Source organism: Pseudonocardia lutea (assembly GCF_042658055.1).
GTDB lineage: Bacteria > Actinomycetota > Actinomycetes > Mycobacteriales > Pseudonocardiaceae > Pseudonocardia > Pseudonocardia lutea.
In genome coordinates this window covers 170,469-183,613 of the sequence record NZ_JBHSQK010000044.1, presented here as the reverse complement: position 1 = coordinate 183,613, position 13,145 = coordinate 170,469, and the positions used below count along the sequence as shown (strand labels likewise).

12 protein-coding genes and 2 pseudogenes are annotated in these 13,145 nt (G+C 74.8%); 7 read left to right on the top strand and 7 right to left on the bottom strand.

Features of this window, described 5'->3' with window-relative positions:
- Positions 1-119: 119 nt before the first annotated feature.
- A complete protein-coding gene (gene ppdK, locus ACFQH9_RS18425) occupies positions 120-2,840 on the top strand; it encodes a pyruvate, phosphate dikinase (RefSeq protein WP_379567373.1) in 2,721 nt (906 codons plus the stop codon).
- A 186-nt stretch (positions 2,841-3,026) separates the two neighbouring features.
- On the top strand, positions 3,027-3,359 hold the full coding sequence (locus tag ACFQH9_RS18420; RefSeq protein ID WP_379567372.1) for a hypothetical protein: 333 nt from the start codon (positions 3,027-3,029) through the stop codon (positions 3,357-3,359).
- 131 nt (positions 3,360-3,490) lie between these two features.
- Here the strand turns inward: ACFQH9_RS18420 and ACFQH9_RS18415 are convergent, their stop codons facing one another.
- On the bottom strand, positions 3,491-3,955 hold the full coding sequence (locus tag ACFQH9_RS18415; protein ID WP_379567371.1) for a hypothetical protein: 465 nt from the start codon (positions 3,953-3,955) through the stop codon (positions 3,491-3,493).
- 328 nt (positions 3,956-4,283) lie between these two features.
- Positions 4,284-4,757 (bottom strand): ArsI/CadI family heavy metal resistance metalloenzyme, encoded by a 474-nt coding sequence (locus ACFQH9_RS18410; protein ID WP_379567370.1) that lies wholly within the window; start codon positions 4,755-4,757, stop codon positions 4,284-4,286.
- Positions 4,758-4,830: 73 nt separating this feature from the next.
- Between ACFQH9_RS18410 and ACFQH9_RS18405 the strand changes: the two genes are divergently transcribed.
- The 4 genes and pseudogenes from ACFQH9_RS18405 to ACFQH9_RS18390 all read left to right on the top strand — a co-directional run bounded on the left by ACFQH9_RS18405 (position 4,831) and on the right by ACFQH9_RS18390 (position 7,607).
- The gene (locus ACFQH9_RS18405) at positions 4,831-5,214 is read left to right on the top strand and encodes an ArsR/SmtB family transcription factor (protein WP_379567369.1); all 384 of its coding nucleotides are present in this window, start codon (positions 4,831-4,833) and stop codon (positions 5,212-5,214) included.
- A gap of 134 nt (positions 5,215-5,348) precedes the next feature.
- Positions 5,349-5,582: pseudogene (locus ACFQH9_RS18400) on the top strand (low molecular weight phosphatase family protein); the annotation flags it as partial.
- A 2-nt stretch (positions 5,583-5,584) separates the two neighbouring features.
- Positions 5,585-6,592 carry a hypothetical protein gene (locus ACFQH9_RS18395; RefSeq protein WP_379567368.1) on the top strand — a complete coding sequence of 336 codons (1,008 nt, stop codon included), beginning with the start codon at positions 5,585-5,587 and terminating at the stop codon, positions 6,590-6,592.
- A gap of 112 nt (positions 6,593-6,704) precedes the next feature.
- Positions 6,705-7,607: an MBL fold metallo-hydrolase gene (locus ACFQH9_RS18390; protein ID WP_379567367.1), complete on the top strand. Its 903-nt coding sequence runs from the start codon at positions 6,705-6,707 to the stop codon at positions 7,605-7,607.
- 60 nt (positions 7,608-7,667) lie between these two features.
- Here ACFQH9_RS18390 and ACFQH9_RS18385 read toward each other — a convergent pair whose 3' ends face one another.
- The 4 genes and pseudogenes from ACFQH9_RS18385 to ACFQH9_RS18370 all read right to left on the bottom strand — a co-directional run bounded on the left by ACFQH9_RS18385 (position 7,668) and on the right by ACFQH9_RS18370 (position 10,094).
- A complete protein-coding gene (locus ACFQH9_RS18385) occupies positions 7,668-8,225 on the bottom strand; it encodes a MarR family winged helix-turn-helix transcriptional regulator (protein WP_379567366.1) in 558 nt (185 codons plus the stop codon).
- Positions 8,222-8,713 (bottom strand): CBS domain-containing protein, encoded by a 492-nt coding sequence (locus ACFQH9_RS18380; RefSeq protein ID WP_379567397.1) that lies wholly within the window; start codon positions 8,711-8,713, stop codon positions 8,222-8,224. The genes ACFQH9_RS18385 and ACFQH9_RS18380 overlap by 4 nt, the downstream gene beginning before the upstream one ends.
- A gap of 171 nt (positions 8,714-8,884) precedes the next feature.
- Positions 8,885-9,711: pseudogene (locus ACFQH9_RS18375) on the bottom strand (chloride channel protein); the annotation flags it as partial.
- A complete protein-coding gene (locus ACFQH9_RS18370; protein WP_379567365.1) occupies positions 9,636-10,094 on the bottom strand; it encodes a hypothetical protein in 459 nt (152 codons plus the stop codon). The gene ACFQH9_RS18370 and the pseudogene ACFQH9_RS18375, both read right to left, overlap by 76 nt.
- Before the next feature lie 125 nt (positions 10,095-10,219).
- On the opposite strand from ACFQH9_RS18370, the gene ACFQH9_RS18365 reads away from it, so the two are divergent.
- Positions 10,220-10,411: a hypothetical protein gene (locus ACFQH9_RS18365; protein WP_379567364.1), complete on the top strand. Its 192-nt coding sequence runs from the start codon at positions 10,220-10,222 to the stop codon at positions 10,409-10,411.
- A gap of 101 nt (positions 10,412-10,512) precedes the next feature.
- Here ACFQH9_RS18365 and ACFQH9_RS18360 read toward each other — a convergent pair whose 3' ends face one another.
- Positions 10,513-13,134 carry a DUF4118 domain-containing protein gene (locus ACFQH9_RS18360; protein ID WP_379567363.1) on the bottom strand — a complete coding sequence of 874 codons (2,622 nt, stop codon included), beginning with the start codon at positions 13,132-13,134 and terminating at the stop codon, positions 10,513-10,515.
- Between the last annotated feature and the right edge of the window lie 11 nt (positions 13,135-13,145).

Sequence of the window (13,145 nt, the reverse complement as noted above, 5' to 3'; positions counted from 1 at the left end):
CGTGCGTCGCGACGATCCGTCGGCCGGGTCTGGTCCCGGCCGCCGGGGCACGGCAGCATCGGAGACCCGGCTCGACAGCGGACGAGGATGTCCTTGCCCGACGACGTGTGAGGTGGCCGATGCACAAGTACGTCTACGAGTTCACCGAGGGCGGCAAGGACCAGAAGGACCTGCTCGGCGGCAAGGGCGCCAACCTCGCGGAGATGACCCGGCTCGGGCTCCCGGTGCCGCCGGGGTTCACGGTGACCACCGAGGCGTGCCGGCGGTACCTGGCCGACGGGGTGGTGCCCGCGGAGCTGCGGGTGCAGGTGACCCGGGCGCTGCGTGCGCTCGAGGACCGGATCGGCCGCCAGCTCGGCGACCCCGAGGACCCGCTGCTGGTGTCGGTGCGGTCGGGGGCCAAGTTCTCGATGCCCGGGATGATGGAGACCGTCCTCAACATCGGGCTGAACGACGCCTCCGTCCGCGGGCTGGCCACGGTGTCGGGCGACGAGCGGTTCGCCTGGGACTCCTACCGGCGCCTGATCGCGATGTTCGGGAAGACCGTGCTCGACATCGACGGCGCGCTGTTCGCCGACGCGCTGGACGCGCGCAAGCGCGAGCGGGGCGCCGCCCAGGACGTCGACCTCACCGCGGGCGACCTCGAGGAGCTGGTCGAGGTCTACAAGAAGGTGGTGCAGCAGGAGACGGGCCGGCCGTTCCCGCAGCACCCCCGCGAGCAGCTCGACCTGGCGATCAAGGCCGTGTTCGACTCGTGGAACACCGAGCGGGCCCGGCTCTACCGCCGCCGCGAGCGGATCCCGCACGACCTCGGGACCGCGGTCAACGTCTGCACCATGGTGTTCGGCAACCTCGGCCCGGACTCGGGCACCGGGGTGTGCTTCACCCGCGACCCCGCCACCGGCAAGCAGGGCGTCTACGGCGACTACCTGCCGAACGCGCAGGGCGAGGACGTCGTCGCCGGCATCCGCAACACGCTCACGCTCGCCGACCTCGCCGAGCGGGACCCGGCGTCGGCGGAGCAGCTCTACGCCGTGATGCGCCGGCTCGAGACCCACTACCGCGACCTCTGCGACATCGAGTTCACGATCGAGCGCGGGAAGCTCTGGATGCTGCAGACCCGGGTCGGCAAGCGCACCGCCGCCGCCGCGTTCCGGATCGCCGCCCAGCTCGTCGACGAGCAGCTGATCACCCTGGACGAGGCGCTGCAGCGCGTCACCGGGGAGCAGCTGGCGCGGCTGATGTTCCCGCAGTTCGACCGGTCCGCGGAGCGACGGCTGCTCGCCACGGGCCTCGCGGCGTCGCCGGGCGCCGCGGTCGGCGCCGCGGTGTTCGACTCGGCCGCCGCCGTCGCACGCCACGCCGCCGGCGAGCCGGTGATCCTGGTGCGGCGCGAGACCAACCCGGACGACCTCGAGGGCATGATCGCCGCGGCCGGGGTGCTGACCAGCCGGGGCGGCAAGACCTCGCACGCCGCCGTCGTCGCACGGGGGATGGGACGCACGTGCGTGTGCGGGGCCGAGGCGATCGACGTCGACACGGCGGCCCGCACGGCCCGGGTCGGCGAGGTGGTGGTGACCGAGGGCGACATGATCGCCATCGACGGCTCCACCGGCGAGGTCTTCCTCGGCGACGTGCCGGTGATCCCCTCGCCCGTCGCCCGGTACCTCGAGGAGGGCCTCGAGGCCGTGCTGGACCGGGCGGACGAGGAGACCGGGGAGCTCGTGCTCGCGGTGCACCGCATCCTGTCCCACGCCGACGCCACCCGGCGGCTGCGTGTGCGGGCGAACGCCGACACGGGGGAGGACGCGGCCCGCGCCCGCCGGCTCGGGGCCCAGGGTGTCGGCCTCTGCCGCACCGAGCACATGTTCCTCGGTGAGCGGCGGGCGCTGATCGAGCGGCTCGTGCTGGCCGACTCGGCCGCGGCCCGCGACGCGGCACTCGAGGCGCTGCGGCCCCTGCAGCGGGGCGACTTCGTGGCGCTGTTCGAGGCGATGGACGGCCTGCCGGTCACGGTGCGGCTGCTGGACCCGCCCCTGCACGAGTTCCTGCCCGACCGCACCGAGCTGGCGGTCCGGGTGGCCGTGGCCCGGGAACGCGGGGAGGACCCGGCCGCGGACGAGGCGCTGCTCGCCGCGGTGGAGCGGCTGCACGAGTCGAACCCGATGCTGGGGCTGCGCGGTGTCCGGCTGGGCCTGGTGGTACCGGGGTTGTTCGCGATGCAGGTTCGGGCGGCCGCGGAGGCCGCCGCGGAACGCATCAAGGCGGGCGGCCGGCCCGAGGTGGAGATCATGGTGCCGCTCGTCGGGTCGGTGATGGAGCTGCACCTGATCCGGGACGAGACGGACGGCATCCTCGCCGAGGTCGCCGAGCGCGAGGCCGTCACGCTCGACATCCCGGTCGGGACGATGATCGAGCTGCCGCGGGCCGCGCTCACCGCCGGGCGGATCGCCGAGGCCGCGGACTTCTTCTCGTTCGGCACCAACGACCTGACGCAGACGGCCTGGGGGTTCTCGCGCGACGACGTCGAGGCCGCCTTCTTCGCCGCCTACCTGGACAAGGGCGTGTTCACCGTGTCGCCGTTCGAGACCCTCGACGAGATCGGCGTCGGCCGGCTCGTCCGCCTCGCCGTCGAGGAGGGCAGGCAGACCCGGCCGCGGTTGAAGATGGGGGTGTGCGGCGAGCACGGGGGCGACCCCGACTCGGTCCACTTCTTCCACCACGTCGGGCTCGACTACGTCTCCTGCAGCCCCTTCCGGGTCCCGGTCGCCCGGCTCGAGGCGGGCCGGGCGGCGGTGTCCCTCGACGACACCGCGGCCGGGCTCGCCGGCCCGCGCTGAGCCACCGGCCCGCGGCCGTCCGGCCGCGGGCGGCCACGGTCGGCCCGCCCGCTGCTCGGCTCGTCGCCCGCAGCGGGTGAAGTGCCGCCGGGGCGCACCCGGTCGGATGACGGACGCGGTCCCCGCCGCCGGGGGCGGCCCCGGGGGCGGAGCCGGGACCGACTCGACGGGGAGGGAGCGCCTCACATGGACACCGTCGACCCCACGGGCCGCTGGGCGCTCCGTGGTGATCCGGCCCTGCTCACGGAGGCGGCCACGGCCCTGCGTGTGGCCCGCGCGGAGCAGATCTTCGGGGACCGGTTCCCCGGCGAGTACGTGATGTCGGGAGTCGCCCGGCTCCTGGAGGCCATCGCAAGCGAGATGCGCGAGAAGGACACGCTCGGCCACGGCGTGGTGTCGGCCGCCACCGACATGTCCGCGCACATCCTCAGGTACCTGCCCGAGCTCGGGGAGGCGACGAGCCGTCGCGATGGTGCCGCAGGTGCCGATCGCGCCCGCACGTCTCCCCGGAACCCCTGATCGAGCCCGCGCTCGCCCCCGTGGGTGGGCCGGCCCCGACGCCGGACGGTCCGCGCGGCCGTTCGTCGTCGCCGGTCACTCGTACGGCGGGCAGATCGTGACCGTGCTGGGTGCCAGGGGTACGCCTCGCCTCACCACCGATCGTGGTGCGGGTCGTGGGTCCGGCGGAACGAGGCGTGCCGCAGGTCCGCGATGGCCGCGTCGAGATCGTCGGCCACCGCGGCGAGCCCGCACCGCTGCGGCTCCGGGAACTCCTGGGCGACGCGGTGCAGGCGCAGCCCGGCGGCGAAGAGCCGGCCGAGCGCGGCGTCGAGCAGGTCGTCGACGGTCTGCATCGGTCGGTGGTCGGCCTGGGCGCGGTCGAGCTCCGCCGTCCACTGCTGAGCCGCGGTGCGGGCCTGCTCGCCGATCGCGCGCCAGTGCTTGGCCGCCGTGCGGTGGTCGAACGAGGTCGGCGGTCGCCGGTTGCGGTGCAGGCGCTCGTGCTGCTGCGCCGTCTCCTCGCACGCCCGGTGCAGGTCCCGGGAGGTCCGGGCCAGGTCGGCGCGCAGGTCACGGCCACGGTCGACGCCGTTCTGGCGCGGCTCTCCCGGCACGGCGCTCGTCCCCTTCCCCGGGGGCCGTCCTCCCCGGTCCCGGCGGGACCGGCCGGCTCCGCGTCCTCGTCCCTGTCCCCGACGGAAGACGGCGCGGCCGTCCGATCCCTGATGGGATGATCCGCGCCGTTGCGGGTCCCATCGGACGGCCGCGCCGTTGCGGGTTCGGAACAAGGAGTGAGGACCCGCTCCCCGAAGATTCCCGCGAGCGTCGTCCTGCAGAACGCCTTGTCCAGACTTGGCTGTCCCGCCGTCCAGGTTTCGCGGGTTCCCGGGTCGTCGCGGGGCGCACCGGAGCGGGGTCGGACCGGTTCGCCCGGGACTCAGCTCAGCGGCAGCACGGCGCCGACGCCTCGTCCGTGAGCCCCGCGGGGGTGCCGCACTCGCAGGAGGCGTCCGGCGAGGCGCCCGCCGGACGGATCGACGTGGCGCCGGACGCGTCGGCCTTGACGGTGTAGACCTCCCACGGCTCCGTGCCGGGGCCGTGCACCCAGACCTTGTCCTGCAGCGCGTAGCAGCAGGTGGTGTCGTTCTCGACCCGGGTGGACAGGCCCAGCCCGGAGAGCCGGGTGACGGCCTCGCGGACCTCGGCGCTGGTCCCGACCTCGACGCCGAGGTGGTCCAGAACCGTCGGGCCGCCCGGCTCGCCCTCGATGAGCACCAGCTTCAGCGGGGGCTCGGCCACGGCGAAGTTGGCGTAGCCGGGGCGGCGCTTGGCCGGCTCCACGCCGAACAGGGACCGGTAGAAGTCGATCGAGCCCTCGAGGTCGGCGACCCGCAGGGCGAGCTGGACACGGGACATGGCGTCCTCCCTGTTTCGATGGATGTCGAGACAGAGGTTGCTCCCTTGGTTCGATAGCTGTCAAGATAGGCGCATGTCGAAGCAAGCCCTGCCGGTCGCCGACGTGTCCGCGCCGGCCTGCTGCAGCCCCTTGACCAGCGAACCCCTGGACGCGCACCGCGCGGTCGAGCTGGCCCGGGTGTTCAAGGCGCTGGGCGACCCGGTCCGGTTGCGGCTGCTTTCGCTGATCGCCTCCCACGAGGGCGGCGAGGCGTGCGTGTGCGAGCTGACCGGCGTGTTCGACCTGAAGGGCCCGACGATCAGCCACCACCTCAAGGTCCTCAAGGAGGCCGGGCTGATCACCGGCGACCGGCGCGGGACCTGGATCTACTACCGCGTCTCGCCGCGCACGTTGCGGATGCTCGGGGACGTCCTCACCCTGGACCCCGCCGACGAGCCCGCGGGTGTGCCGGCGTGAGCCCGGCCGAACGCCCCGCCGAGCCCTGGCCGGGGTCTCGGACCGCTGATCGAGGTCCCCGTCCTCGTCGCGCTCGTCTCCGTCTCGCTCGCCGCGCCGCGGCGCTGATCGCGCCGGACCCTCCGGGAGGAGCCCTGATGGCCGAGGAACCGAGGAAGCTGACGACCGACGCGGTCGAGCTCTCCGACGTCGTCATCACCATGGGGTGCGGCGACGCCTGCCCGGTCCTCCCGGGGACGCGCTACCTCGACTGGTCGGTCACCGATCCCGCCGGTCGCAGCGTCGACGAGGTCCGCCCGATCCGCGACGAGATCGACGCGAGAGTCCGCGACCTCGTCCGGACGCTCCTCGGCGAGCCGGCGGTGTAGCCGTGCCCGGCCCGGGACGCAGCTGCCCGGTGGCCTACCGCCACCGGCCCGAGGACCTGGCGGGACCGGCGTCGTTCGCCTGCACCACGCTGTACGTGGTCGGCGGCCTCTACGGCAACGCGCACGCGCTCGACGCGGTCCTGGCCCGCGCGGAGGCCGAGCCGGTCCCGCCCGAGATCGTGTTCAACGGCGACTTCCACTACCTCGACGTCGACGCCGACCGCTTCCGGACGGTCGAGGCCGGCGTGCACGCCCACCACGCCACCCAGGGCAACGTCGAGTACGCCCTCACCGTCGACGACGACACGGTCGGCTGTGGGTGCGACTACCCGGACTACGTCGCCGAGCCGGTCGTCGCGAACTCCAACCTCGTCGTCGAACGTCTCCGCGCGAGCCCCGGTCCGGCCGACCCCGGGGTCCGCGGTCGGCTCGCGCAGCTGCCCCGGCACCTCACGGTGGCCGTCGGGGACCGCCGCGTCGGGATCGTGCACGGTGATCCGGAGAGCCTCGCCGGGTGGCGGCTCGCGCTCGAGGCGGTCGACCCGCCCGACCGGGACGCCCGCCGGCACACCGCGTTCGCCGGCCCGTCGACGACGGAGGCCCAGGTGGTCGACTGGTGCCGCCGGGCCGAGGTCGACGCGCTGTGCTGCACCCACACCGGGCTCCCCTTCATGCAGGACCACGAGCACGAGGGCCGCCGGCTCGTCGTCGCGAACAACGGGTGCGCCGGCCTGCCGAACTTCGCCGGAACTCGCTTCGGCCTCCTCACCCGGGTGTCGGCGGACCCGCGCCCACCCGGCGACGGCCTCTACGGCATCACCCTCGCCGGGGTGCGCGTCGACGCCCTGCCCGTCCGCTACGACCACGACCGGTGGCACGCCGAGTTCCTGCGCTCCTGGCCACCCGGCTCACCCGCCCACGCCAACTACGCCGCCCGCATCGAGGGCGGGGCGTGGCCGACCGTCGACCACGCCGCGCGCGGCACGGTCGCGGCCGGACGCGCCCGGTGACCGCGGGCGCCGCCGGGACGGGCGCTCCGTGACCCCGCCCGGGACCGGTTGACGCCGGCCGCGGCGAACGGGCAGAACTACGGGGAGCAACGGTGCGCGACGGGAGGCGTCGATGGGGACGACGGGATGGACACCCGAGGAGTACGGGCGGGTGACGCTGCTGCGGGCGGCGAACGGCGGCGGGTACCCGTACGGGAACTCCCTGCTGATCCGCGGCAGCGCGGGCACGCTCCTCGTGGACCCGTCGCTCGCCCTGATCGAGCAGGACGCCCTGCCGCAGGCCGACGCCGTCGTGGTCAGCCACGCCCACGAGGACCACCTGGTGGCGATCGACGCGTTCGAGGCCCCCGTCCACGTGCACACCGCCGACCTGCCCGCGGTGCAGGACACGCAGGTGCTGCTTGCCGGGTACGGCCTTCCCGAGGACGCGACGGCCCGGTTCGCGGGATCCCTGGCCGAGGAGTTCCGGGTCCGCAGCCGCCCCGACGCCGTCGGCGTACCCGACGGCCACCGCTTCGACCTCGGCGACCGCACGGCGACCGTGGTGCACCTGCCCGGGCACACCGCGGGGCACTGCGGGCTGCTGGTCGAGCCGGACGGCTTCCTCTACATCGCCGACATCGACCTGACCTCCTTCGGTCCCTACTACGGGGACCGGGTGAGCAGCCTCGAGGGCTTCGAGCGGTCGATCGAGATCTGCGGGTCCGTCGACGCGCGCTGGTTCGGCACCTTCCACCAGAAGGGCGTGATCGAGGGCGCGGAGGAGTTCCGTGACCGGCTGCGGGCCTATCGGGAGGTGATCGGGCGGCGGGACGCGGCGCTGACGGAGTTCCTCGCCGAGCCGCGGACCCTCGCCGACGTCGTCGACCACCGCTTCGTCTACCGGCCCCACGTCGACGCCCCGCACGTGGAGACCGTCGAGGCGCGCACGGCCGAACAGCACCTCGCCCGGCTCGTCCGGACCGGGGTGGTCGCGGAGGTGGAGCCGGGCCGCTACCGCGCCGTCGCGGGCTGACGGACCCGCGGCGGGGACACGGGGAGCAGGTGCGGGGCCCGGACCCGGCCGGCTGCGGCGTCAGGCCCCCGTCCCGCCGCGCGCCTCCCGGGGCACGGAGCGCGCGGGGTTCTCCGTGGGCCACCCCAGGCTCCAGGCGGCCTCGGCGGGTTCGCCGGCGGCGTCGGCGAACGCGCCGAGCGCGGCGACCAGGCTCCGGCGCCGGCGGGCGGGCATCCTCGCGAGCGTGTCGTGGATGACCTGCCGACGCTGTGCGGTGACCTCGTCGACGAGCTGCGCACCGGCGTCGGTGAGCTGGAGGAGCAGGTTGCGCCGGTCGGCCGGGTCGTCGCGGCGGTCGAGCAGGCCCGCGGCCACGAGCCGGTCGCAGGCCCGGCTCGCGTTGGAGGGGTGCACGTCCAGGCTCGCGGCGATCGCGCCCAGGTTGAGCGGCCCCCGGCTGGCGATCATGACCATGATCCGCAGCTGCGGCAGGGTGACCCGGTCCTCGATCGCGGCGAACGACCGTGCGGTCAGCCCCACCAGGACCCGGGCCGTCCGCATCACGGCGTCGACCTGCTCGTGCGTGGGCGGGTCGGGGACGGCGGCCCGGTCGGCCCGGTCGGTCCTGCTGGTCATGTCCGCAGTGTCGCGTACCCCTCCCGGCGCCGCCCCGCGCGCCAGGAGCGCAGCCCGAGCGGCCGTTCCCGGTCGTGCTCCTCGGCGAGGTCGCGCAGGCGGCCGTCGAGGAGGTGGTCGACGGTGACCAGCCCGACCAGCCGCGTCGGGTCCGTGCGCTCGACGACCGGTGCGGCGGTGATGCCGTGGCGCGCGAACCGGGAGGCGATCTCGCGCAGGGTGTCGTCGGCGTGCACCACGACCGGCTCGGGGATCAGGACGTCCGCGACGGTGCGGGCCGCTCCGGGCGCCGCGAGGGACTGTCGGGGCACGGCGCCGCGGAGCCGGCCGCGGTCGTCGACGACGGGGTAGAGGCGTTGCAGGGGCGGTACCGCTCGCGCCGGCTGCCCGCTCCCGTCGGCGTCGCGGCGGGTGAGCGTCGCGGTCAGGAGGGCGGTCGACGCGGGGAGCGGGGCGTCGGGCGCGAGGACGGCGGGCTCGGCGGCCATGACCTCGTCGGCGAGCAGGACCTCCAGCGGGTCGACGTCGTACTCGCGGGAGAGGTGGTAGCCGCGCCGGGCGATCTTCTCGGTCAGCACGGAGCGGCGCAGCAGCAGGGCGGAGAGCCCGTAGGCGGCGGCCGAGGCGATCAGCAGCGGAACCAGCACGGCCCACGCATGGGTCAGCTCGAGCGAGAACACGACTCCGGTGAGCGGGGAGCGCATCACGCCGCCCACCACGGCGGCCAGCCCGACCGTCGCCCAGAACCCGGGGCCGACCGACGGGAAGACCAGCCCCTCCACGGCGCCGAGGGCGGCGCCGATCATGAACACCGGGGCGAGGACCCGCCCGAGGTGCCCGACCCGAGCGACAGCCCCCACACGAGGCTCTTCACCAGCAGGATGCCGACGATCAGGGAGACCGTGGCCCGGCCGGTGAGCAGCTCGTCGATGACGTCGTACCCCACCCCCAGCACCCGCGGCTCGATCAGCCCGCCCACGCCGATGATCAGCCCGCCGATCGCCGGCCACCACATCCAGTGCACCGGCAGGCGGGCGAACTGGTCCTCCGAGAAGTAGACCAGCGCGGTCACCGCGACGGCGAGCAGCCCGCCCACGACCCCCGCGCCGACGCAGAGCAGGTCGACGACCGGGGTGGGCCGGACGCCGCCCAGGTCCACCGGGAAGAGCGGGTCGGTCCCGAGCAGCGGTGCCCGCACGACGGTGGCGACGGCCACCGCACACGTCACCGGCAGGAAGCTGCGTGGTCGCCACTCGAACAGCAGCAGCTCGACCGCGAGCAGCACGGACGCCAGCGGCGCGTCGAACGTCGCCGCCATGCCGGCGGCCGCACCGGACACCATGAGCGCCTTGCGCTCGTCGGCGGACAGGTGCAGGTGCTGCGCCAGGATCGACCCGATCGCGCCGCCGGTCATGATGATGGGTCCCTCGGCGCCGAAGGGCCCGCCGGTCCCGATGCTGATCGCCGCGGACGTCGGCTTGAGCACCGCGATCCGGGGCGCCACCCGGCTGCGCCGCAGGAGGATCGCCTCATCGCCTCCGGCATCCCGTGCCCGCGGATCTTCTCCGAGCCGTACCGGGCCATCAGCCCGATGACCAGGCCTCCGACGACGGGTGCGGACAGCACCAGCCACCACGGGTGCGGGCCGGCCCCCGGCGACACCATCGCGGTGGACAGGTGCTGGAAGAACACGGCGTTGGTGATCAGCGCGATCAGCCGCAGCAGCGCCCACGCCGCCACGGCCCCGAGGGCTCCGATGGGCACCGACCACCCGAGCGTGACCAGGACGCGGCGGTTCAGCGTGAAGTCGCCCAGATGGCGGGGCGGCGGCGCGCCGGTGGTGGACGGCGGGGAGTCGTCGACGTTCACCGGGGGATCGTGACCGCCGACGGGTGTACAGCGCAATGATTGCGCTCACGCATTCATTGACGCCGCGGCTGTGTCCTCCGTCACGGGCCGTCGCGACGCGGGTGCGAATGCGCAATCGTTGCCGAATGGCAGAGGTGAAGCAGGCAACGGACTGGGTGGAGCAGCTCGTCGAGCTGCACGTGCTGGCCGAGAACGGGGACGCGGAGGCCGCGCGGAGGGCGGCGGACTGGGTCGCGGAGGATCCGGCGGCGCACGCCCTGTGGACCTCCGTGGAACGCGACTGCGACCGGCTCCGGCGCCCGGAGAGCCGCGGCTGAGCTCGGCACGGTCGCAGGGCCGGCGTGCTCGGCGGGTGACGGCAGCTCGCGCACGAGCGCAATGACCGGAGGGTCGCCTCGGGATGTGCGGGGCCTCGTGGTCACGGCCTCACACGGGGTGGATCGTCGGGTGAGCCCGCCCGGTCGTCGCTGCCGGCCCGCACGACCTCCTCCCGTGGAGGTGAGCCCACCACGAGCCCACCGCCGTCGGCCGGCCCGCGGAGCGTGGGCGGCGGCGCGACGGGCAGCGAGACGACGAGGGTGAGGCCGCCGCCGGGGGTGTCCTCGGCGGTGAGGGTGCCGCTCATGACCTCGGTGAGGCCGCGTGCGACGGACAGGCCCAGCCCGGCCCCGCCGGTCGCCCGGCGGTCGCCGAGGCGCTGGAAGGGCGCGAAGAGCTTCTCGCGCCGCTTCTTCGGCACCCCGGGTCCGGAGTCGACGACCCGCAGCTCGGCGCGGCCCTCGTGGGCACTGGCCCGCAGGACGACCGGGGCGCCGCCGCCGTGCCGCAGGGCGTTGTCGACCAGGTTCGCGACGACGCGTTCGAGCAGCCCCGCGTCGGCGGTCACGGCGGGTAGGTCGCCCGGGATCTCGAGGCGGACCCGGGCGGCGTCGGGCACGCCGAGCAGCGCCCGGGCGGCCACCTCGTCGTAGCCGACCCGTTCGAGCAGCGGCTCGACCGCGCCGGAGGCCAGCCGGGAGGAGTCCAGCAGGTTGTCGACGAGGCCGGTCAGCCGGTCCGCGGACTCCTCGACGGTCTCGAGCAGCTCGGCCCGATCCGTGCCGGACAGCCGGAGCAGGGGATCACGGAGGCTGCCGACCGCCGCCTTGATCGAGGTCAGCGGGGTGCGCAGGTCGTGGCCGACGGCGGACAGCAGCGCCCCACGGGTCTCGTTGATCTCGGCGCGGCGCTGCGCGCGGAGCGCTTCCTCACCCGCGCGCTGGCTGCGCAGCGCGAGCAGGGCCTGCCCGCCGACGGTCTCCAGGAGCCGTCGGTCGTGGGCGGGCAGCGAGCGGCCGGTGCCGATCAGGTGCAGCCCCGGCTCGACGGGGACGTCGACGTCGGCGTCCTCGGGCCGGCCGCACTCCGGCGGTCCCGAGGTGGCGACCCGCCGCCATTCGCCGTCCTCGTGCTCGAGCAGGGCGACGCAGCGCAGCCCGAACGCCTCCCGGACCTTCTGCAGCAGGCGGGGCAGCGGGTCGGCGCGGGTCAGGACGGTGCGGGCGAACGACGCCAGCAGGGCCGCCTCGGTGCGTGCCCGCGCGGCCTGCTCCCCGCGGCGGGCGGCCCGGTCCACGACCAGGGCGACGAGCACGGCGACGATCAGCATCGCCACCACGGTGATCGCGTTCTCCGGTTCGGAGATGGTCAGCGAGTACAGCGGCGGGGTCAGGAAGAAGTTGAGCAGGAGGCCGCCCAGCAGGGCGGCGAGCAGGGCCGGGCCGAGCCCGCCGACCAGGGCCACCACGATCGTGGCCAGGAAGAACAGCACGACGTCCGTCGAGAGCCCGACGATCTCGTCGAGGGACGCGCCGAGCAGGGTCGCGGCGGCCGGGCCCAGCACCGCCAGGACCCAGCCGAGGACGCGCCGGTCGAGCGGGATCGCGCTGTGCAGCCGGGGGAGCCGCAGCGCCGAGGCGCCGGCGGACGCGTGGGTGACCATGTGGACGTCGATCGAGCCCGACTCCCGGATCACGCGGGCCCCGATGCCCTCGTCGAACACCCGGGCCAGCCGGGAGCGCCGCGAGGTGCCGAGCACCAGCTGGGTGGCGTTCACCCCGCGGGCGAACTCGAGCAGGGCGTCGGTGACCCCGCCGGCGCCGCTGTCGCCGACGACGGTGTGGAAGCTGGCCCCGACGTCGTCGGCCAGCCTGCGGAGCGCGTTCGTGGCCCCGACCGGCGCCCCGGCGAGCCCGTCCCCGCGCAGGACGTGCACGGCGAGCAGGTCCGCCTGGCCGGCCCGTTTCGCGATCCGGGTGGCCCGGCGCAGCACGGTCTCCGACTCCGGGCCGCCGGTCAGCGCCACGACCACCCGCTCGCGGGTCTCCCAGGTCTCGGAGATGTGCTTCTCGGCGCGGTGGCGCTGCAGCGCGGTGTCGACCTCGTCGGCCACCCAGAGCAGGGCGAGCTCGCGCAGCGCGATCAGGTTGCCGACCTGGAAGTAGTTGGCGAGCGCGGCGTCGACCTTCTCCGCGGCGTAGACGTTGCCGTGCGCCATCCGCCGGCGCAGCGCCTCGGGGGTGATGTCGACCAGCTCGATCTGGTCGGCGCGGCGGACGAACTCGTCCGGCACGGTCTCCCGCTGCCGGACCCCGGTGATCCGCTCGACGACGTCGTTGAGCGACTCGAGGTGCTGGACGTTGACCGTGGACAGCACGTCGATGCCGGCCGCGAGCAGCTCGTCGATGTCCTGCCAGCGTTTGGCGTTGCCCGACCCGGCGGCATTGGTGTGGGCCAGCTCGTCGACCAGCACCACCTCGGGGCGGCGGGCGAGCACCGCGGCCACGTCGAGCTCGCCGCCGAACCGGGTGGGCCGCCGCGGGACGCTCTCCAGGCCCGCGAGCAGCTCGGCGGTCCTCGCGCGGCCGTGGGTCTCGACGAGCCCGACCACCACGTCCGTCCCGCGCTCCGCGCGGCGGCGGGCCTCGCACAGCATGGCGTAGGTCTTGCCGACCCCCGGTGCGGCACCCAGGTGGATCCGCAGCTCACCGCGTTGGTGCACGGTCCCTCCCG

Coding starts and splice junctions, on each gene's coding strand:
- ACFQH9_RS18385 (WP_379567366.1), bottom strand. CDS start 8,225: ATGACCAGCAGGACCGACCGGGCCGACCGGGCCGCCGTCCCCGACCCG.
- ACFQH9_RS18365 (WP_379567364.1), top strand. CDS start 10,220: ATGGCAGAGGTGAAGCAGGCAACGGACTGGGTGGAGCAGCTCGTCGAG.
- ppdK (WP_379567373.1), top strand. CDS start 120: ATGCACAAGTACGTCTACGAGTTCACCGAGGGCGGCAAGGACCAGAAG.
- ACFQH9_RS18405 (WP_379567369.1), top strand. CDS start 4,831: ATGTCGAAGCAAGCCCTGCCGGTCGCCGACGTGTCCGCGCCGGCCTGC.
- ACFQH9_RS18410 (WP_379567370.1), bottom strand. CDS start 4,757: ATGTCCCGTGTCCAGCTCGCCCTGCGGGTCGCCGACCTCGAGGGCTCG.
- ACFQH9_RS18390 (WP_379567367.1), top strand. CDS start 6,705: ATGGGGACGACGGGATGGACACCCGAGGAGTACGGGCGGGTGACGCTG.
- ACFQH9_RS18380 (WP_379567397.1), bottom strand. CDS start 8,713: ATGGCCGCCGAGCCCGCCGTCCTCGCGCCCGACGCCCCGCTCCCCGCG.
- ACFQH9_RS18420 (WP_379567372.1), top strand. CDS start 3,027: ATGGACACCGTCGACCCCACGGGCCGCTGGGCGCTCCGTGGTGATCCG.